Origin of the sequence: Lactobacillus sp. UMNPBX16 (assembly GCF_002553775.1) — a bacterium.
Taxonomy (GTDB): domain Bacteria; phylum Bacillota; class Bacilli; order Lactobacillales; family Lactobacillaceae; genus Lactobacillus; species Lactobacillus crispatus.
On sequence record NZ_PCYU01000027.1, the window covers coordinates 32,053 to 51,308 of the forward strand.

The window sequence follows — 19,256 nt, forward strand, 5'->3', positions numbered from 1 at the left end:
ACAATATTATACGCTACAAAAAGAAAAACTTCGAAGCTGAACTGATTGTTTAACTTCGAAGTCATTTTAATTATATTTGTTTTTGAACTAGAGTGAGAGTTTGTGCATAAGTTTAGTGCTAAAGCACTGTAAATGAACTTGATTACTTCGTAATCAAGAATTATATATCTAAATGCTAAAGCATTAAGATATATAATTACATACCCATTCCTGGTGCACCAGCTTGTGGAGCTGGGTTAGCTGGCTTTTCTTCAGGAATTTCTGCAACAACAGCTTCAGTAGTAAGCAGAAGAGCGGCAATTGAAGCAGCATTTTGCAAAGCGGTTCTGGTTACCTTGGTTGGGTCAATGATACCAGCATCTACCATGTTTTCCCAAGTATCAGTAGCAGCATTGTAGCCAATTTCGTTTTCTTGCTTGAGTAAGTGGTTCAAAACAACTTCACCATTCTTACCTGCGTTTTCAGCAATTTGACGAACTGGTGCTGACAAAGCTCTTAATACGATTTGGATACCAGTATTTTCATCTGCAGTATCAGCCTTAAGATCATTGATAGCCTTCTCAACGTCTACTAAAGCAGTACCACCACCAGCAACGTAACCTTCATCAACAGCGGCACGAGTTGAGTTCAAAGCGTCTTCAATTCTGTAACGACGTTCCTTCAATTCGGTTTCAGTAGCAGCACCTACGTGGATAACAGCTACACCACCAGTTAACTTAGCAAGACGTTCTTGAAGCTTCTTCTTGTCAAAGTCTGAAGTTGATTCTTCAATTTGCTTTCTGATTGAATCTTCACGTTCTTGAATAGCATCCTTTGAACCAGCACCGTCAACAATAGTAGTTGAGTCCTTGGTTACAGTTACACGACGAGCTTGACCTAATTGATCAATCTTAGTGTCCTTTAATTCAAGACCTAAGTCATCAGTAATCACAGTACCACCAGTCAAAGCAGCAATATCTTGTAACTGAGCCTTACGACGGTCACCAAAGCCAGGAGCCTTAACAGCTACAACGTTGAAGGTACCACGAATCTTGTTCAATACAAGTGTTGGAAGAGCTTCACCAGTAACGTCATCAGCAATGATCAATAATGACTTACCTTGTTGAACAATTTCTTGAAGAAGTGGCAAGATATCTTGAATGTTTGAGATCTTCTTGTCAGTGATCAAAATGTAAGGATTATCAAGATCTGCTTCCATCTTATCGTTGTCAGTTACCATGTATTGTGATAAGTAACCACGATCAAATTGCATACCTTCAACTACTGAAAGTTCAGTATTGATACCACGTGAATCTTCAATAGTGATAACGCCATCGTGACCAACCTTTTCCATAGCGTCAGCGATTAAGTTACCAACTTCCTTTGAAGATGATGAAACTGCAGCTACGTTAGCAATTTGGTCTCTTGATTCAACCTTGTGGCTAATCTTGTGCAATTCATTAACAGCAGCTTCAGTAGCTTTTTCAATACCACGACGAATGCCAACTGGGTTAGCACCAGCAGTTACGTTCTTCATACCTTCATTAGTAATTGCTTGAGTCAAAACAGTTGCGGTAGTAGTACCGTCACCAGCAATATCATTAGTCTTTTGAGCAGCTTCAGCAACAAGTTTAGCACCCATGTTTTCGTAGTGGTCCTTTAACTCGATGGATTTTGCAATGGTAACACCATCGTTAGTGATGTCAGGGTTGCCGTAACTTTGTTCCAAAACAACGTTTCTACCCTTAGGACCAATAGTAGTCTTAACAGTATCAGCTAACTTATTAACACCCTTTAAAAGAGAACGTCTTGCATTTTCTGAGAATTTAATATCTTTTGCCATATATTATCTATGCTCCTTAATTTACTTAATTATCGTTGGAAATTTTAACTAAATTACTTAGCAATAGCTAAAATGTCTTTTTCGTGAAGGACTAAGTACTTTTCACCTTCGTATTCAACGTCAGTGCCTGAGTATTTATCGTAAAGAACTACGTCACCCTTCTTAACAGCCATTGGAATCTTTTCACCGTTTGATGCGTAAGCACCTTCACCAACAGCTACAACTTCGCCTTCAGTTGGCTTCTTCTTAGCATTTGATGCTAAAACGATGCCACCAACAGTTTCTTCTTCTTCTTTCTTAACTTTAACGATCACGCGATCACCAATTGGTTGTAACACGTTTAGTCCCCCTTATGTTTAATTTTCTTCATTATATTTTTTATTACTTTATTAATCATTAGCACTCTTATTTGCTAAGTGCTAACTTACAAATATGATAATAAACTGTTTTGTGAAAAAAAGCAAGAAAAAATTAGCACTTTTTTCAATTGAGTGCTAATTTTGATTTTTCTTAACTTTTTTAACTAATTACAGTAATCAAACCATCAATAATGCCGTAAGTTAATCCCATTACATAGTACTTCTTATAAGCATCCCAGAAATCATGGCATTCTTTCTTATCTTTACCATCAATAAAAAAATATTTACCACTTTTTCTGCTGCTAAAAGTCTTAACCAAAGCATAGAAAACAGCAACTAGCGCCATAATAATGAAGAGAATGATTGGGAAGAAGTAGCCAATAATATTTTGTAAGTTATATGCTACACCTGCTGCAATTACCACTAATAGATAAATTACAGCAACTAGTTGATTGCAGATCAAACGTGGCATTTTTACTTTAACCGACAATAACAGCGATAAAAGTAGCGGCAAGCTTAAGATAATTATTAAAACTAACACGTAAATATTATTGATCTCTTTTAATTGAGACGCAAAAGTATGATCAAGCTTACCCCAGAAAATACTTAGAATACCTACTACCCAATAGACAGCCGTCATAATCCAGACATGTTTAAGCGTGCTGTTCTTTTTCATTCTTATTATCCTTTATTGATTAGCAAAATTATAGCATAGAGCATACTATTTAACGGGGCGAGCATAAGTGATTCGACCTTTGGCCAGCTTATCGCTCAGTGAGCTACCTAAACTAGAGCGGTGCACATCATCTACACCTAAGTTGCCGCCCTCTTCAATAATTTGCGTGTCCCAACCATCATATTTGCCATCAACAATTGCTGCATGTCCGTTTTGACCAACACCATTGCCAGTATTAACAATCACAATATCACCTGGGCGAATATTCTTGGCAGAAATTTTCTTCAAATAGCCATGAGTACTTTTAGCATCTCGTTCCATTGGCAGAGTAAAAAATGGAGCATTTCCTACACGATATCCTGCTCTCTTCATTACGATCCACACAAATCCTGAACAATCAGTTGAACCGTTTTTATTAGGATGACGCCAACTGCCAAAATTAGTTCGGTATGCACCTGTTCCATAAGTGAAATAGCCTAATAATTTACGAGCATTCTTAATCACTCTATTATGATATCCTGAATCATCGAACATCGCTGGAGATGGATCCTCATTAATATTGTCATACCAAGCTATGTCAAAATTCACATCATCAGAGCTTAATTCTGTTGACTGATCTGAATCATCATTCACATCATCTTGTGCCTGATATGCCTCAAGCTTTGCTTTTTCTTGAGCATAATTTAAAACATTATTTTGTTTAATGTATGCGTTAGGACCGATCTTATAATAAGCAGTACCATTAATCGTCTTAGTTCCTTGCACATTAATGAACTTGCCTTCATATAGTTGTGATTCAATTACTGGAACATTACCGGTTTGTATCTGACCACGTGTCTTAAAACTGGTCCTCTTACCATTACTCTTATACACATTAGAAGTAGTTTTAACTACATAATCTGTCTTAGGATTAGGCACTGTTATCGCTGCCTTTATTTTAGAGCTAGTTAGATTAATGCTAAAGACAGTTAATCCAGTTACTAATACTCCAATAACTCCACTTTTTAACTTCATAAAACATACCCTCACTTTGTTTTTCTTTATAGAGAACATTTTACTCAAACTTAAAATTGAAGTGCAACACTTAGTACTAAAAAACGCCAAGAAACAATCTTTCTTAGCGTCTTTTATTCTAATTGTTTTAATTTTTTCTAGAGGAGTAGAAGAAACTAATTGTGTGCAGTAACAGCAATCAACTTGTCGCCGTGCTTGTCACCCGCATCAGTAATTCTTGAAACATTTGCATAGTTGGCAGTGTTAGTAATTACTACCATGACAGTAGTATCATAGCCTGCCTTCTTCACAGCATCTAAGTCAACTGTGCCGAGCTTATCGCCCTTGTTAACTCTTTGACCTTGCTTAACGAAACTTTCGAAGTGCTCGCCCTTAAGGTTTACAGTATCAAGACCAATGTGAATCAATACTTCTGCACCATCGTCTGACTTAATGCCATAAGCATGCTTAGTTTCATAAGCAATAGTCACAGTACCAGTAACTGGTGAATAGATCGTACCATCACTTGGAATAACGGCTGCACCATCACCCATTAACTTAGCAGAGAATACTTGATCATTAACTTTAGTTAAACTCTCAGGAGTACCATCAACTGGTGAAGCAATAACTTCATCCTTTAATGCCATTTGTTCCTTACCAAGCTTTTCAGCCTTTTGAGTTTCTTCAGCATAATCAGTTGCGTCGTTTACTGGAACATCTTGTTCAGCAACTTCTTCCTTCAAATGACCCTTACCATAAACATAAGTAAGGATGAAGGCAACAGCAAAACTAATTAATACGGAAACAACCCACATTGGAATAGTCTTAGGATAAATTGAAAGGAAGCCTAAGAAACCAGCTGAACCAAGAGCGGCTGCAGTAACATGCATCAAGCCCGCAAAAGCAGCAGCTACACCTGAACCAATTAAGGCACAGAAGAATGGGAATTTATACTTCAAGTTAACACCGAAAAGTGCTGGTTCAGTAATACCAAGAAGTGCTGAAACACCTGATGAACTAGCCAAGCCCTTCATCTTCTTGTTCTTAGTTAAGAAGTAAACAGCGAAAGTTGCGGCACCTTGAGCTACGTTAGCCATACATGCGGTAACAAAGATAAAGTCACCAGAGCTGGCTGGATTCTTAGCAAAGGCTGCTAAAAGCTGAGTTTCAACCGCTGGAAAACTTTGATGAAGCCCAGTAGTAACAATAGCTGAATAGGTAAGACCAAAGACACCCATCCCAAAGGCACCAGTAGTGTCATATAGCCAAACGATAGCATTGGTAATACCATCTGATACGCCTTTGAAGACTGGCCCAATAATTGTAAAAGTCAAAAAGCCAGTAATCATAATTGAAAGAAGTGGCGTAAAGGTAAAGTCAACAGCTGATGGCAAGTGCTTGTGGAAGTACTTTTCCAAAATTGACAATACCCAAACAGCTACTAAAACTGGAATAACCTGGTATTGATAGTTAGTTTGCGCAACATGCAAGCCAAAAATGTCCCAGAAGTGATTTGCACCAAGGAGTCCAGGTGTCGTCATAATCATTCCGATTGTAGCACCCAAGAATTGGTTAGCACCGAACCGTTTAGCTGCCGACATTCCGACTAGAATTGGCATAAAAATAAACGGAGCTGCTGACATAACTTGAATCATACTTGAAATACCAGCAACATTCGGTACCATCTGAACAACTGACTTTGGTCCAAACAGACCTGGTGAAGTCAAGAAGTTGTTCAAAGCCATCAACAAACCACCAGCAACTAAGGCTGGAATGATTGGAACAAAGATGTCAGACAAAAGTTTAATGAAATCCATTACTGGATTCTTCTTTTTACCTTCAGCTGCAACCTTCTTTAAGTCATCAGTTGATAATTCTTTTAAACCAGTGATTTTAATGAACTCATCGTAAACGTCATTAACATCCCCTGGCCCAATAATTACTTGATATTGACCATTGGTTTTAAAAGTACCCTTAACATCTGGATCATTATCCAATGCTTTTTGGTCGACTTTTGAATCATCTTTTAATACTAAACGCAGACGAGTAGCACAGTGGGCACCGGCAATAATATTGTCACGGCCGACGTCTTTAATTACTCGTTCAGCCACTTTTCTGTGGTCCATATTGATTCCTCCTATGTAAACGTTTTATTCTCAATTCACTAATTATGATAACGCATTCAAAAAATATGTCAATCGTTTGACATAAAATTCTTTATTTCTTTTATTTACTTATGAATTACTAAGTATTTTTCTTTCTGTTAAACGTTTGACATATTTTTCAGACTAACTTAAAATACATGTAAAAAGACAACGCTTTCATGGAGGCATATTTATGGAATGGACAAGAGAAAAACGTTACTTACCTTATCAAGATTGGGACGCTGATACATTAATGCATTTGCAAGCACAAGCCGCAAACTCACCTTACCAAATGCGCTATCATTTGCATCCTATTTCTGGCTTAATTAATGACCCTAATGGATTTTCCTACTTTGATGGTGCTTACCACCTCTTCTATCAATCATATCCATTCGGCGCAGTTCACGGTCTAAAGTCATGGTGGCACTTCAAATCAACTGACATGGTTCACTGGGAAAACTTAGGCTTAGGTATTGAACCAGACACAATGGCTGATTCACATGGAGCTTATTCTGGCTCTGCTCGCGAAATCGATGGTAAGCTTTTCATCATGTATACCGGTAACCACCGCGATGAAAATTGGGTACGTACTCCTTATCAAATCGGTGCTTGGATGGATAAAAATAATAAAGTTTCAGACAAAACCATCCTATTTAAGAATCCAGATCACATCACCGAACATTTTCGCGATCCCCAAATTATCAAAGAAAATGACACTTACTACGCAATTTTAGGTGCCCAAGATAAAAAGGAAAAACACGGTCACATTGACGTTTGGAAGTCTCAGGATCTAAAGAACTGGGAAGAATTGGGCTTCTTAGACTTTACCAACGAAGACATGGGCTACATGATCGAGTGTCCCAACATCGTCCGTGTTGATGGCAAAGTCGTGGTCATTTTCTGTCCTCAGGGTTTAGACAAAAAAGTAGCAGCTTATGATGACATTTACCCAAATATGTACGTTATTGCTGATGATATTGACTGGGAAAATCATAAGTTAATTAATCCAGGTAAATTACACAATTTGGATCACGGGTTCGATGTTTATGCCACTCAGGCCTTTAACGCCCCAGATGGTAATGCCTACGAAGTCAGTTGGGTTGGCTTGCCTGACACTACTTACCCTACTGATGATGAAAACTGGGCTAACTGCTTGAGTCAAGTGAAGGAACTCCACCTAAAGAGTGACAAGTTAATTCAAACGCCAGTTAAGGCAATAAGCAGTATCCGCAAAAACGAAGCAAGCATATCTAATCAAGTAGTCAGCGATCAAGCCGGCCAACAATTTGAACTTGAATTAACAATTAAGGCTAACCAAAGTGGCACTTTACATTTAGCTGCAAATAATGACTTAAGTAACAGTTTACAGCTCAATTTCGATACCAAAAATGGTAAATTAGTATTAGATCGTGCTCATGCTGGGCAAAAAGTAGCAGTTGATTATGGCGAAAGTCGAGCTATTACGCTTTCACCAAATCATGACCTCAAGCTTGATATCTTTGTTGATCATTCATTAATCGAAGTATTCGTTAATGATGGTGAAAAGGTATTGACTGGACGCTACTTTGCCGATCAGACCAACAAAAAAATTGCGTTTGCTCAAGACATTGACTACACTGGCAAGCTTTGGCAAATGCAAACAATTCTTTAAACATCAGGTGATACTATGGCAGCAAAATTAAGCGACGTTGCCAAAAAAGCCGGTTGCTCTGTAACTACCGTTTCGCGGGTAATCAACAACCATGGCTATTTAAGTCAAAAAACTAAAGATAAAGTTTTTGCCGCAATGCGGGAATTAAATTATCGTCCCAATTCTATTGCCCGCTCATTACAAGGAAAGAAAATGAAATTAGTCGGTTTGATTTTTCCTGAGATCACTAATCCTTTTTTTGCGGAATTAGTACAGGATATCGAAACCACTTTATTCCAACAAAACTATAAAGTAATCCTATGCAATGCAGGACAAAACAAAGAAAAAGAACGCGAATATCTGCGCATGCTTCAGGCTAATCAAGTTGATGGCATTATCGCTGGTGCGCACAATCTAGGTATCAATGAATACCAACAACTAGGTTTGCCAATTGTCTCTTTCGACCGAAAGCTATCTGATAATGTTCCAATTGTTAGTTGTGATAATTATCAAGGCATCAAGTTGGCAGTACATGACTTGGTTCAAACTGGTTGTCACAAAATTTACTTTCTGGGCAATGAACACAGAAAAGGTAATCCGACTGACGAACGACTAGCAGCTTATCTTGATGAAGCAAAGGAATGTCACTTTTCAGCCCACATTCGTTCAGTTGCTTTTTCTGATTCTTCCAACATTAAAAATATGAAAATTCATGACATGTTAGTCAATGATCATCCTGATGGCGTCGTCTGCACAGATGATTTAACTGCAGTTTTAGTTTTACAAGAAGCAAAAAAATTAGGCATTAAAGTGCCTAAGGAATTAAAAGTGATTGGTTTTGACGGAACAAAGCAAATTCAAACTTACCATTCGGAACTATCCACAATTGCTCAGCCAATTCATGATATTGCAACTTTATTGGTTAAGTTATTGCTTACCCGAATTTCCAATCCCGACGAAAAATTGCGCCAAAAGAATTATATTTTGCCTGTCAAATTAATCAAGAGTGAAACAACTGCATGAAAAAAAGCCGAAAATCGGCTTTTTCTTTTACTCAAATTTAGTTTTCTTTGTCACTATCTAAGAAATAGATCAACGTTTGCAATTCGGTTGCTAAGTCTACATTTTGTACTCGCACATCAGCTGGAGCTGATAAACGAATCGGAGTAAAGTTCATAATTCCCTTTACACCCGCATCAACCATTTCATCTGTAGTTTTCTGAGCAGCTGTTGAAGGAACTGTCAAAATTGCAATTGTAATCTGTTGATCACTTAGTTGTTGCTTTAAGTCGTCCATGTCATAAACGGGGACACCACTTAAGATACGACCAGTAATCTCCTTATTGATATCAAAAGCACAGGAAATTCGAATATTATTACTGCGCTTAAAGTTGTAATTAAGCAGCGCCCGTCCCAGATTACCTACACCTATTAAAGCAACATTAGTTAAAGTATCTTGATTCAAAATTTTCTTGAAGAAGCTCAATAAATTCTTTACATCATATCCATAGCCACGTTTTCCCAACGCACCAAAGTATGAAAAATCTCTTCTAATTGAAGCACTATCTACTTGAACTGCCTCTGACAGCTCAGTTGAAGAAACCTTATCTTTGCCTTCTTCATTTAAAATAATCAAATAACGGTAATATAATGGTAATCTTTTTGCCGTTGCTTTTGGGATTTTTATTTTTTCCATATAGGAACCCTCCAAACTTAAATGTTTGTGAATGTACAATCAAGCACTTCTATCATACCTGCTATGATAGTACTTATGCAAGTATCTTTTTCACAAATTATCATTTTTTTCACATATTTAACTTAAAAACAAACAATTTGCGCTATATGGTAGAATAGTGGTTAGGTGAAAAATTATGATTATTGCACAAGGACACGATTTAGAACAACAATTTGGGGCCAACACATTATTCAAAAATGTTAATTTTTCAATCGATTCCAATGCCAGAATCGGATTGGTTGGCCCTAACGGGGTTGGTAAAACCACCCTGTTAAAAATAATGACTGGTGAGCAAGAACCAACTCACGGCGAATTTACAGTTAATAAAGGCATTGATGTTGGTTATATCGCTCAGGAAAATGCATTAGATGAAAATAAAACCATTTGGGATGAAATGGAAACCGTTTTCGCTCCTTTAATAAGGGAAGGAAAAAGCTTAGTCCAACTACAAGAAAAAATTGCAGATCATCCTGAAGATCAAGAATTGCTTAAGCAATACGATCAAAAGCAATTCAACTTTGAACAAAAAGGCGGCTATACTTATCAATCTGATATTAAAAGTATCTTGAATGGCTTTAAGTTTCCTGAAGACACTTGGCAAAAGAAGATTGGTAGTTTATCCGGTGGTGAAAAAACACGGTTAGCTTTCGTTAAATTACTTTTACGCAAACCTGCTCTGTTGTTATTGGACGAGCCAACTAACTACTTAGATTTAGATACCCTAGATTGGTTGGAAGGATTTTTAAAGAATTACAGTGGTGCAATCCTCGTGGTTTCCCACGACCAATATTTCTTAGATCATTTAGCAACCCAAATTTTTGAACTAGAATTTGGTAAATTAACTGCTTTTAAGGGCAACTATTCAGCCTATGTCATGCAGCGCGAGCAACGTGATAAGGACCAAGAAGCCGCTTATGAAAAGCAACAAGCTGAAATCAAAAAAGATGAAGAATTTATCCAAAAAAACTTGGTTCGAGCAACTACCACTAAGCGTGCACAAAGTCGGCGTAAAAAACTAGAAAAAATTGAGCGGATTACTCCACCTAAACATAAAAATAAGGTACGGATTCATTTTTCAAGCGATCATCCTTCTGGCAAGGAAGTATTAATTTTCAACGATTTGACGATTGGTTATCCCGATAAAACCATGGTTAAAGATATTTCCTTCCAGATTAATAAAGGAGATCGCGTCGCGATTATTGGACCAAATGGAATCGGTAAATCTACTCTGCTTAAGACTATTATGAAGCAATTAACGCCCAAGAGTGGCTCAATTAAGTATGGCGCATCCCTTGAGATTGGTTATTACGACCAAGAATTACAAGGACTAGATCCATCTAAGACTGTATTGGATACTGTTTGGGATCGTCACAAAACCATGCCTGAACGCGATGTACGGTCAATCTTAGCCAGCTTTTTATTCACAGCTAAAGACATTGATAAAACGGTAGGTCAATTATCTGGTGGACAAAAAGCACGGTTAACTTTAACTGTTTTATCACTTGAACATGATAACTTCTTACTGATGGATGAACCAACTAACCACTTAGATATCGAAGCAAAAGAAGTACTAGAAAAAGCTTTAAAAGACTTTGATGGTACCCTGCTCTTTGTTTCCCACGACCGTTACTTTATCAATCAACTAGCTAATAAGATTGTTTTAGTTCGCGATGGGCATGCTAAAGTCTACGATGGCAATTATTCTTATTATCTTGATGAGAAGGCAAAACAAGCAGCTATGGCTGAAAATAGTGCCGCTGAGACAGAAGTCGAGCCAAGCAAACAAATTAGCCAGCAAAAACTTTCTTACCAAGAGCAAAAGCAACGTGATTCTCAAAAGAGAAAGTTGCAGCGTGCAATTGATAATGCAGAAAAACAAATTGAACAGCTTGAAGAACGAGAGCAAGAAATCCAAACCGAAATGGCCAATCCAGAAATTGCTTCAAGCTTTGATAAATTGGGGCCACTGCAAGAACAACTTTCTGATGTACAACAGAAATTAGATGAAGCAAATTCTGCCTGGGAAAAGGCAATCGAAGAAATGGACAATTTTGAATAAAAGTATAATAAGTAAGTTCTATGTACTGAGACGTAAAAAGTAGACAATTAAAATATTGGATTAATACAGGCTTGACTTCGATACTCTTTCGGGGTTAAGCCTTTTAATCTGCTCTTTATCCTTTCGTTGTTACAGTATTCGATATATTCCTCGATTGCTTGAGTTAATTCTTGAAGATTATGATACTTGTATTCTTGATCATAGAACATTTCAGTTTTGAGCAGGCCAAAGAAGTTCTCCATTAGCCCATCATCCATGGAGTTGCCCTTTCTGGACATGCTTTGAGTAATACCATGGAGTTTTAAAGCTCGCTGATAACGAGGGCTTTGATACTGACAGCCCTGATCAGTATGAAAAATGCAGTTATTAAGAGCTGTTTCTTTGGCAAAAGCCTTGTCAAGCATTGTCATTACTAAATCCATATCTGGATGTTTGGAGATAGTATAAGAAACTATATCGCCACCGCAGCCGTCTAGAATAGGCGATAAATAAAGCTTTTCATTATTAAGATGAAATTCAGTGATATCAGTATACCATTTTGTGTTAGGCAGGGCTGCGAAGAAATCACGATGAATTAAATTTGTAGCTATTTTGCCAATAGTACCTTTATAGCTTGAATATTTGCGCTTATTGCGCCTGATGCCTTTAAGACCTAATTTATGCATCCAATAGCGAACGGTTTTCTCCGTAACTTTCCAGCCCTCTCTGATTAACTGCAAAGCTACTCTGCGATATCCATAGCGGCCTTGATGATGATTAAAAATCTCATGGATTCTAGCAATAAGCTTTGACCGTTTAGGCTTGACGGGCTGTCGTTTGATAATCTTGTAGTATGAGCTTCCGGCAATTATAGGTAGCTCAGGGTGCTCTGCAATCGCAGCTAATACATAATTTAAACTAACTTTGAATTCTTGCCTTAGATCCGTAATCACCCTAGCTATTTCTTCTGATCTTCTTGATCCAAGGCACTTAGTTTTTTACGTATTCGTTCACAATACGCAATCGCAAGTTTTCTTCTTTCAGCTGCTGGATCTCTTTGGAATAGCTTTGGTTTTTAGTAGTTAAAATTTCTATTCCATGCATATCAATTAATCTAAGCATATAGTCTAAATTAGCTAGATTCATTCTGTACGCTTTAGCCAATTGACTGATTGAGATATTTTCATCTTTCCATTTATGATAAATTTCTATTTTTTGTTCTTTATTAAATTTAGACATAGTAAACATTCTAAGCTAAATAGTGAATTAGTTATCCGACGGGATAATTGATTCACTATTTTTATTCTTTTGTAGAATTAAAGTAGTAGTAAAACGATATGCCCTGAGGTCTTTAGACACTTGATGTCGCATAATAAACTGGCAGTTTTGCTTGAGTTTTCAGGAGTCTCTTCGAAGAATGTGGACACTTAGATGTCGAGTTTAGAAAATTAGATCTGATTTCTTAAGTAAATACGTTTTACTACTTGAGCTTAGGGGGTTATATTATGCAAGTTACTTTTGGAATTGATGTAAGCAAGTCGAATTCTACTGTTTGCGAACTAATTGGTGAAAGTAAAAATGAACTTACTATTACCAATGATCGTCCTGGTTTTATTCAATTACTTCATGAGCTGGCTGCTTTTTCTAAACATCCACAAATTATTTTTGAAGCTACCGGTGTTTATTCACGCAGACTGCAGGCTTTTCTTGAAGACTACGGCTATGAATATGTAATTCTTAATCCTCTTAAAGCTAAAAAAGAAATGGATATGGGACTACGTCATAATAAGACTGATAAAACTGATGCTTATCATTTAGCCTTAATTCAAAGACTATATCATCATCCAATTAATCAACTTCAATCTCAAACTTATAAGCAGCTTAATGCTTTGAGTCGTTTCTATGACCAGTTAACAGCTGACCTAGTAATGGCTAAAAATAGACTTCATCAAGCTTTACAATCGACTTTTCCTGAAATTGAAAATCTATTTTCTTCTGCTAAAGGTAAAAATTACTGGCAAATAGTTGTGCGATATCCTCATTGTGACTTAGTAAGAAGAGAAGATAAAAAACAGCTTATTAACTGGTTAATGAGCTTAAAGGGGATTGCTTTTAAACACGCTCTAAGGACTGCAGATAAATTAATTGAATTAACTTATCAAGCTTATCCAGTTGTATCTTGCTCTAGCATAGAAGTCGAGCAAGTGCAGTATTATGCACACAGATTGCTTAATTTAAGTGATCAAAGAGAAAATTTAATCGCAAGAATGGTTAAGTTAGCGAAGTCTTTGCCTAATCATGATTTAGAAAACCTAGAAAGCATTCCAGGCTTTGCACAGACCACTGCTGTCAGAGTTTTAGCAGAGTTAGGAGATTTACGCAGATTTAGTAATCCTAATAAAATCAATGCTTTTATCGGAATTGATCCAGGCAGATATCAGTCAGGAGAAATGGACTCTAATTTAAGTATTACTAAACATGGCAATGCAGTCGCACGTAAGTTGCTTTATCGAGCTATTGGACAAATTGATAATGCAGCTAAGACAAATCCGTGTCATATAGCAGATTATTATGAAAGCAAAAAGCTATCCTCTCAAACCAAAGGGTTCAAAAAGATAGCTATTGCTTCAATTCATAAACTAATCAGAACCATTTATGCTCTGATTATCAATGATCAACCATATGATTACAACGTAGCCACACATAATCAAAAAGACTTTAGTTGTAATTAATTGATCAAGTACATTATAACGCTAAGCCCAAAAATCAGATATGGATCTGGGCTTATTTGTCGTGTCTAACTAAAAAAATAAATCGACACTAAAAGATGTTTAAGTTGAAATTTAAACAAAAAATGAAGCCAAACTTCTTATTATGCTTGACTTTACGTAGAAAAAGACCTAAAAGCGTCTAACTTTTAGGTCTCAGTTCATATCAATCAAAGATAAACATTTTTTAACAATATATCCAATTATTCCAACATGCTCTTAGCATATGGCAATTCCAATGATGGATCAGCATTCAAAGTCAAATCCGCAAATTGACCATTATTATAAAGATTATATGCAGCAGCACCAATCATTGCAGCATTATCACCACACAACTTAATATCCGGCAAGATCACCTTAGGTTGGTCTGCTTTAGGCAATTTAGCAATTTCTGCACTCATGCGATCACGTAAGCCATGGTTGGCAGCTACCCCACCACCCATGATAAAGGTCTTGGGCTTATATTGCTTAATTGCGCGAATTGTTTTATGAGCCAAAACATCAATTACTGCTGCTTGAAAACTTGCAGCCAGATCATACTTATTCAACTTTTCATGAATCTGATCAGCATGATGACAAGTGTTAATAAAAGCTGACTTTAAACCTGAGAATGAGAAGTCATAGTCATCATCTTCCATCATTGCTCGTGGGAAGTTAAAGGTATCCTTGCCTTCATGAGCCCAGGCATCGATAGTTTTACCTGCTGGATAGTTTACCCCAAGAACACGACCAATCTTATCGTATGCTTCACCAGCAGCATCATCGCGCGTATCACCGATAATTTCAAAATGAACAGGATCCTTAAGTAAAACTATTTCAGTATGTCCACCTGAAACCTGTAATGCAAGAGCTGGATATTCAATCTCGTCTTTTAGTTGAGCTGCCATAATGTGCCCCATAATATGATCAACACCAATCAAAGGAATACCCGTTGCCATTGAAGCAGCCTTAGCTGCACTTACACCAATTAAAAGAGCACCAACTAAGCCAGGGCCATAAGTCACAGCAATTGCATCGATATCTTTCCAAGTACAATTAGCTTCAGCCAAAGCTTCTTTAGTAATCTGACTAACCACTTCAATATGATGACGACTAGCAACTTCAGGGACTACACCACCAAAGCGTTGATGACTCTTAATCTGCGTTGCTACAATTAAACTTTCAATTTCACGTCCATTTTTGATAACAGCTGTGGAAGTTTCATCACATGAACTTTCATAAGCTAAAATGCGAATATCTTTTTTCTCACTCAAAACGTAAACTTCTTTCTTCTAATTTGATGTGGTTTTAACCATAAAACCATGTTCATAGCATCGGTATGAGTATCATGGTAATAGTTTTTACGAATGAAGGTACCTTCAAAACCTAAGGAACGATATAGCTTTTGGGCAATCTCATTATCTACTCTTACCTCTAGACTAACGCAATCACTGTCATTTTCACGCGCCCGATCAATAATCAATTGCATTAAGTAACGACCAATATGCATATTTTGAAAAGCCGGCGCTACTGCAACATTAGTAATATGCGTCTCTTCTGGAGTAAAACGCGCACCAATAAATGCAACTAGCATCGATTCATAATACACTACCAAATAAAGACAATTATGCCGCTTCTCTAGTTCTCGCTCAAATGAAAACTTATTCCACGGTGTCCGACCTGAATAAACTTGCTCCTCTAATACAAGCAGGTCAGGAATATTGTCATCTGTAGCTTGCATAATTTGTAGTCTCTTACCGTTTACATTCGCAATAAACGGGGTAAAACTCATATCAATCCGATTTAACTGTTGATGGAAAAATTGATTAAACTTCTTCAACATAATGACTATCTGGCTCGAATGGTTTGCCTGTCTTTTTATGCCAGTCTACTTCAGCCTGAGTTCGACGCAAGTAACGTGGCAATAATTTATCTGGATCAACTGGAACCGCATTTTCAGCTAATTGTCCAATTAGCCCAGCATGGATGACATTCTCTTCTTCAGTTCCATAAATATATGGAATATTCAAAGCTTTAAATTTTTCATCTTGCTTTTCAAGACCTGAGCCCACAAAAACAATTTTCTTAACTTCATGCTTGACCGCATAATCTTGAATCGCCTTAATTAAAACGTCGATATTGTAATGACCGTCTGGAATGACATTCTCTGGTACAGCACCGCTTAAATAACCGGCCGCAAAATAATTGTCATTTCTTGCATCTAAACCAGTAATTACCAAAGCGTCTTCTTGAACGCCTTTAGCCAAAGCTTGTAAAGTTGAGATTCCTACAACCTCTTTATCTAAAATGCTGGCAAACATCTTAACAGTAGTGATTCCAATTCTTAGTCCAGTATAAGAACCTGGCCCAATAGCAACTGCAAAACGATCAATATCTTTTAAGCTTAAATCATTATCTTTTAAAATTTCATCAATCAAAGGATCAAGATGTTCGCTATGATTACGCTCATCTCGTTCATTTTTCTCAACAATAATTTGTTGACCATCATTCAAGGCCACGCTCAAATGATTAGTAGCTGTCGAAACACTTAAAATTTTCATTTTATATATTTTTCTCTTTTCGCTTTAAATCACTTTTTTATTTTAACACGAGAAACGGCTTGTAAAACAAAGTAGCTGATAACCATTTGAATCCAAGGAACGATCGTCTCCTTAGGTAAACGTTGGATCAAAGCCGCATTGAAATTCATACCATACATAATATGTAGCCATAAGGTATTCATGCCAATATTGACAATTACAGTCACCAGAATAGTAGAAGCAATGATCCGCCAAATTTTAACTGGCTTATTATATAAAAACAGGGCGTAGATAAATGGGCCTGCCATTGCTGTTAAAGTAAAACCAATGAAAAAGCCACCTTGATTGCCAAAAAGTGCAGATGAAATTAAATCACTAATTCCGCCGCCAATGGTTCCCCAGAGTGGACCAAAAAGATATCCTAGTAAAACGCTTCCGATAAAACCCAGTCCTACTTTAACCATGACTGGACCAAAAGAAAATTGACTTAGAATAATTTTCATTGCAACAACAATACCTAAAAAGACTAGTTGCTGTAAATCCGTTCGTAAAATTTTCTTTGTATTCATTCGACCGATTCCTCCTACTAATTAAAAAAGCATGACTAATAGCGTCATGTTATTACTATATCTTACGCCAACTTAATTCACAGACGGCCTTAACTGTCCCATCTTCTGCTTCAATTGCATGATATGTAGTAACAATATCATCTTGAACCAAGTCCATGCAAGAATTTATACTCTCACCATAATGAACTTCTTTATCAAATTTAATATCAATTGCTGTAACGATATGTTCTTTTAAAAAGTTACGATCCAACATATCAACAAACCAACTGAAATAATGACTATTAGTTACATGATGATTAGTATCTAAGTCATCGTAACGAGCACGGTATGAACGCTTTTGCTCGTATTCGGTTTGCGGACGCAATCTTGGAAAACGTGGCATCTTTTTAAGTAGTGGTGCACCCCAATCTTCCATCATTTTAGTATCGGCTGGCACCATATGCCGTTTCTTCAAGTCAAGCATTACCCACTGACTTTTTACAGTTACTAATGGCTTGCCGTCTGCCGTACTAACGCCAAAATCACGATATTCAAAAAAGCGGTTATAGCCACTAGCTTCAGTACTCAAGATAACTTGATCACCGGGTTTAGGTAGGTCACTAATCTCAAAATGATATTGCGTTACGACCCAGCCGAGACCGCGCTTGACCAAATCATCAGTCCCGGCACCGCCTTGACTTAATTGATGCTCAGAAACCTGCATCATTAACTCAACTAGTGCTGGTAATTTTAAACGCCGATTTTCGTCACAATCTTTAAATTCAATTTGATATTCTTCGGTATACTTCATAATTAATCCTGGTGATATTGATCATACAATTCATTCTTAGAAACATGATGTTGCTTGGCTACCTGTTTAATTGCATCTTTCTTGGATTCACCTTTTTCAACCAAGTCATTAACTAAGTCAATTAATTCTGTCCAAGATAGTTGCTGAGGAGCTTCTGTATTAGGTGAAACTAGAATCACAAATTCCCCGCGTGGAGCATTCTCACTGAAGTAATTCGTGACTTCTTCCACACTACCCCGGATAAACTCTTCGTGGATTTTGGTCAATTCACGTGCAGCAACAATTTGACGATCTTTTGGTAGCACACTAGCCAATGTTTTGAGGGTTTTTGCTAGACGGTGCGGGGCTTCATAAAAAATTGATGTTGCTCTATTATCGCGCATCTGTGCAAAATATGTCTTCTGTTCCGACGATTTTCTTGGTAAAAAGCCATAATAAGTAAATGGCTGATTAAAACCGGAAGCAATCAAAGCAGTTGAAAAAGCATTTGGACCAGGAAGTGGTACAACCGGAATATCATGCTTAATGCATTCTTGCACCAACACATAACCTGGATCAGAAATCACTGGCATCCCCGCATCACTAATCTCGGCAATCACAGCCCCTTCCTTCATCAACTTGATCAATTCCGGCGCCCGCTCTTTGGAATTATACTTATGAAAAGAGATCATTTTATTATGAACCCCAATTTTTTCCAGTAAAATCCCACTAGTTCTTGTATCTTCTGCGGCTACATAATCTGCATCGGTTAAAACTTTTTTAGCACGAATAGTAATATCTTCCAAGTTACCAATCGGAGTTGGCACTAAATAAAGCTTTCCTTCATCTTTTGCATAACTGCTTTGACGTTTCATTATCTACCGTCCTTTTTCTTGCCCTTTTTTTCGCCAAAATTGTCCAAAATATCAAGACAAAACATACAATCTGCACTTGGATCACGATGCGAGCCATAGTACATATTGCAAATGTGGTACCCTGAATCATAAATCTTCTTCAATGATTCCAAGCCACTCTGTGTTTTAGTCTCAGGTGCAGGCTGATTTGCCGTTAACTTGTCCAGCTTCTCATGGAGTAATTGATTTTCTACCTTCAACTCCGTGTTTTCTTTTAATGTTTCTAAAATATCATTTTCCAAGCTGGCAATCGTCTTGGTCATATTTTCTGTTGTTTCTTCAATCTTTTTCAGTTTTGAATATGGATCCAATCTAAACAC

17 protein-coding genes and 1 pseudogene are annotated in these 19,256 nt (G+C 37.2%); 4 read left to right on the forward strand and 14 right to left on the reverse strand.

Annotated features, from left to right (window positions below):
- Nucleotides 1-196: 196 nt before the first annotated feature.
- The 5 genes from groL to CP367_RS06705 form a co-directional block, all read right to left on the reverse strand.
- Nucleotides 197-1,822, reverse strand: coding sequence for a chaperonin GroEL (gene groL, locus CP367_RS06685; protein WP_005720558.1), 1,626 nt, complete (start codon nt 1,820-1,822; stop codon nt 197-199).
- Nucleotides 1,823-1,875: 53 nt separating this feature from the next.
- Complete coding sequence (gene groES / locus CP367_RS06690) at nt 1,876-2,160, reverse strand: co-chaperone GroES (protein WP_005720560.1); 285 nt, start codon at nt 2,158-2,160, stop codon at nt 1,876-1,878.
- A 181-nt stretch (nt 2,161-2,341) separates the two neighbouring features.
- Nucleotides 2,342-2,857 carry a hypothetical protein gene (locus CP367_RS06695; RefSeq protein ID WP_089147822.1) on the reverse strand — a complete coding sequence of 172 codons (516 nt, stop codon included), beginning with the start codon at nt 2,855-2,857 and terminating at the stop codon, nt 2,342-2,344.
- A 45-nt stretch (nt 2,858-2,902) separates the two neighbouring features.
- Nucleotides 2,903-3,871 carry an NlpC/P60 family protein gene (locus CP367_RS06700; protein ID WP_005728606.1) on the reverse strand — a complete coding sequence of 323 codons (969 nt, stop codon included), beginning with the start codon at nt 3,869-3,871 and terminating at the stop codon, nt 2,903-2,905.
- A 155-nt stretch (nt 3,872-4,026) separates the two neighbouring features.
- Nucleotides 4,027-5,976 (reverse strand): sucrose-specific PTS transporter subunit IIBC, encoded by a 1,950-nt coding sequence (locus CP367_RS06705; RefSeq protein ID WP_005720565.1) that lies wholly within the window; start codon nt 5,974-5,976, stop codon nt 4,027-4,029.
- A gap of 211 nt (nt 5,977-6,187) precedes the next feature.
- Here CP367_RS06705 and CP367_RS06710 point away from each other — a divergent pair, with 211 nt between their 5' ends.
- Nucleotides 6,188-7,645 (forward strand): sucrose-6-phosphate hydrolase, encoded by a 1,458-nt coding sequence (locus tag CP367_RS06710; RefSeq protein WP_005720567.1) that lies wholly within the window; start codon nt 6,188-6,190, stop codon nt 7,643-7,645.
- Between the two features lie 15 nt (nt 7,646-7,660).
- Nucleotides 7,661-8,647: a LacI family DNA-binding transcriptional regulator gene (locus CP367_RS06715; protein WP_089147823.1), complete on the forward strand. Its 987-nt coding sequence runs from the start codon at nt 7,661-7,663 to the stop codon at nt 8,645-8,647.
- A 37-nt stretch (nt 8,648-8,684) separates the two neighbouring features.
- Here the strand turns inward: CP367_RS06715 and CP367_RS06720 are convergent, their stop codons facing one another.
- Nucleotides 8,685-9,320, reverse strand: coding sequence for a redox-sensing transcriptional repressor Rex (locus CP367_RS06720; RefSeq protein WP_005720571.1), 636 nt, complete (start codon nt 9,318-9,320; stop codon nt 8,685-8,687).
- Nucleotides 9,321-9,495: 175 nt separating this feature from the next.
- On the opposite strand from CP367_RS06720, the gene CP367_RS06725 reads away from it, so the two are divergent.
- Nucleotides 9,496-11,418, forward strand: coding sequence for an ABC-F family ATP-binding cassette domain-containing protein (locus tag CP367_RS06725; RefSeq protein WP_061204449.1), 1,923 nt, complete (start codon nt 9,496-9,498; stop codon nt 11,416-11,418).
- A gap of 47 nt (nt 11,419-11,465) precedes the next feature.
- On the opposite strand, the pseudogene CP367_RS06730 reads toward CP367_RS06725, so the two are convergent.
- A pseudogene (locus CP367_RS06730) lies at nt 11,466-12,636 on the reverse strand (IS3 family transposase).
- A gap of 266 nt (nt 12,637-12,902) precedes the next feature.
- Between CP367_RS06730 and CP367_RS06735 the strand changes: the two are divergent.
- Entirely contained in the window at nt 12,903-14,129 is a 1,227-nt protein-coding gene (locus CP367_RS06735) for an IS110 family transposase (protein ID WP_089147824.1), read from the forward strand.
- 239 nt (nt 14,130-14,368) lie between these two features.
- On the opposite strand, the gene tsaD is transcribed toward CP367_RS06735, so the two are convergent.
- Genes tsaD through yabA form a run of 7 tightly spaced genes read right to left on the reverse strand, consistent with a single transcriptional unit; the run spans nt 14,369 to nt 19,247 of the window.
- Nucleotides 14,369-15,418, reverse strand: a complete 1,050-nt coding sequence (gene tsaD, locus CP367_RS06740; protein ID WP_089147825.1) for a tRNA (adenosine(37)-N6)-threonylcarbamoyltransferase complex transferase subunit TsaD — start codon at nt 15,416-15,418, stop codon at nt 14,369-14,371.
- Nucleotides 15,415-15,987: a ribosomal protein S18-alanine N-acetyltransferase gene (gene rimI / locus CP367_RS06745; RefSeq protein ID WP_089147826.1), complete on the reverse strand. Its 573-nt coding sequence runs from the start codon at nt 15,985-15,987 to the stop codon at nt 15,415-15,417. The genes tsaD and rimI overlap by 4 nt, the downstream gene beginning before the upstream one ends.
- Nucleotides 15,971-16,705: a tRNA (adenosine(37)-N6)-threonylcarbamoyltransferase complex dimerization subunit type 1 TsaB gene (tsaB, locus tag CP367_RS06750; RefSeq protein WP_089147827.1), complete on the reverse strand. Its 735-nt coding sequence runs from the start codon at nt 16,703-16,705 to the stop codon at nt 15,971-15,973. Before tsaB ends, rimI begins: the two co-directional genes overlap by 17 nt.
- A gap of 29 nt (nt 16,706-16,734) precedes the next feature.
- A complete protein-coding gene (locus tag CP367_RS06755) occupies nt 16,735-17,253 on the reverse strand; it encodes a folate family ECF transporter S component (RefSeq protein ID WP_013085856.1) in 519 nt (172 codons plus the stop codon).
- 55 nt (nt 17,254-17,308) lie between these two features.
- Nucleotides 17,309-18,043, reverse strand: coding sequence for an acyl-[acyl-carrier-protein] thioesterase (locus CP367_RS06760; protein WP_089147828.1), 735 nt, complete (start codon nt 18,041-18,043; stop codon nt 17,309-17,311).
- A gap of 2 nt (nt 18,044-18,045) precedes the next feature.
- Complete coding sequence (gene rsmI, locus CP367_RS06765) at nt 18,046-18,897, reverse strand: 16S rRNA (cytidine(1402)-2'-O)-methyltransferase (RefSeq protein ID WP_013085854.1); 852 nt, start codon at nt 18,895-18,897, stop codon at nt 18,046-18,048.
- Entirely contained in the window at nt 18,897-19,247 is a 351-nt protein-coding gene (yabA, locus tag CP367_RS06770; protein ID WP_005721578.1) for a DNA replication initiation control protein YabA, read from the reverse strand. Before yabA ends, rsmI begins: the two co-directional genes overlap by 1 nt.
- Nucleotides 19,248-19,256: the final 9 nt, after the last annotated feature.

Bases quoted from the DNA above. Each gene is read 5' to 3' on its own strand.
- CP367_RS06700 (WP_005728606.1), bottom strand. From the start codon at position 3,871: ATGAAGTTAAAAAGTGGAGTTATTGGAGTATTAGTAACTGGATTAACT.
- CP367_RS06695 (WP_089147822.1), bottom strand. From the start codon at position 2,857: ATGAAAAAGAACAGCACGCTTAAACATGTCTGGATTATGACGGCTGTC.
- tsaB (WP_089147827.1), bottom strand. From the start codon at position 16,705: ATGAAAATTTTAAGTGTTTCGACAGCTACTAATCATTTGAGCGTGGCC.
- CP367_RS06720 (WP_005720571.1), bottom strand. From the start codon at position 9,320: ATGGAAAAAATAAAAATCCCAAAAGCAACGGCAAAAAGATTACCATTA.
- CP367_RS06705 (WP_005720565.1), bottom strand. From the start codon at position 5,976: ATGGACCACAGAAAAGTGGCTGAACGAGTAATTAAAGACGTCGGCCGT.
- CP367_RS06710 (WP_005720567.1), top strand. From the start codon at position 6,188: ATGGAATGGACAAGAGAAAAACGTTACTTACCTTATCAAGATTGGGAC.
- CP367_RS06725 (WP_061204449.1), top strand. From the start codon at position 9,496: ATGATTATTGCACAAGGACACGATTTAGAACAACAATTTGGGGCCAAC.
- CP367_RS06760 (WP_089147828.1), bottom strand. From the start codon at position 18,043: ATGAAGTATACCGAAGAATATCAAATTGAATTTAAAGATTGTGACGAA.
- CP367_RS06735 (WP_089147824.1), top strand. From the start codon at position 12,903: ATGCAAGTTACTTTTGGAATTGATGTAAGCAAGTCGAATTCTACTGTT.
- rsmI (WP_013085854.1), bottom strand. From the start codon at position 18,897: ATGAAACGTCAAAGCAGTTATGCAAAAGATGAAGGAAAGCTTTATTTA.
- groL (WP_005720558.1), bottom strand. From the start codon at position 1,822: ATGGCAAAAGATATTAAATTCTCAGAAAATGCAAGACGTTCTCTTTTA.
- CP367_RS06715 (WP_089147823.1), top strand. From the start codon at position 7,661: ATGGCAGCAAAATTAAGCGACGTTGCCAAAAAAGCCGGTTGCTCTGTA.
- rimI (WP_089147826.1), bottom strand. From the start codon at position 15,987: ATGTTGAAGAAGTTTAATCAATTTTTCCATCAACAGTTAAATCGGATT.
- CP367_RS06755 (WP_013085856.1), bottom strand. From the start codon at position 17,253: ATGAATACAAAGAAAATTTTACGAACGGATTTACAGCAACTAGTCTTT.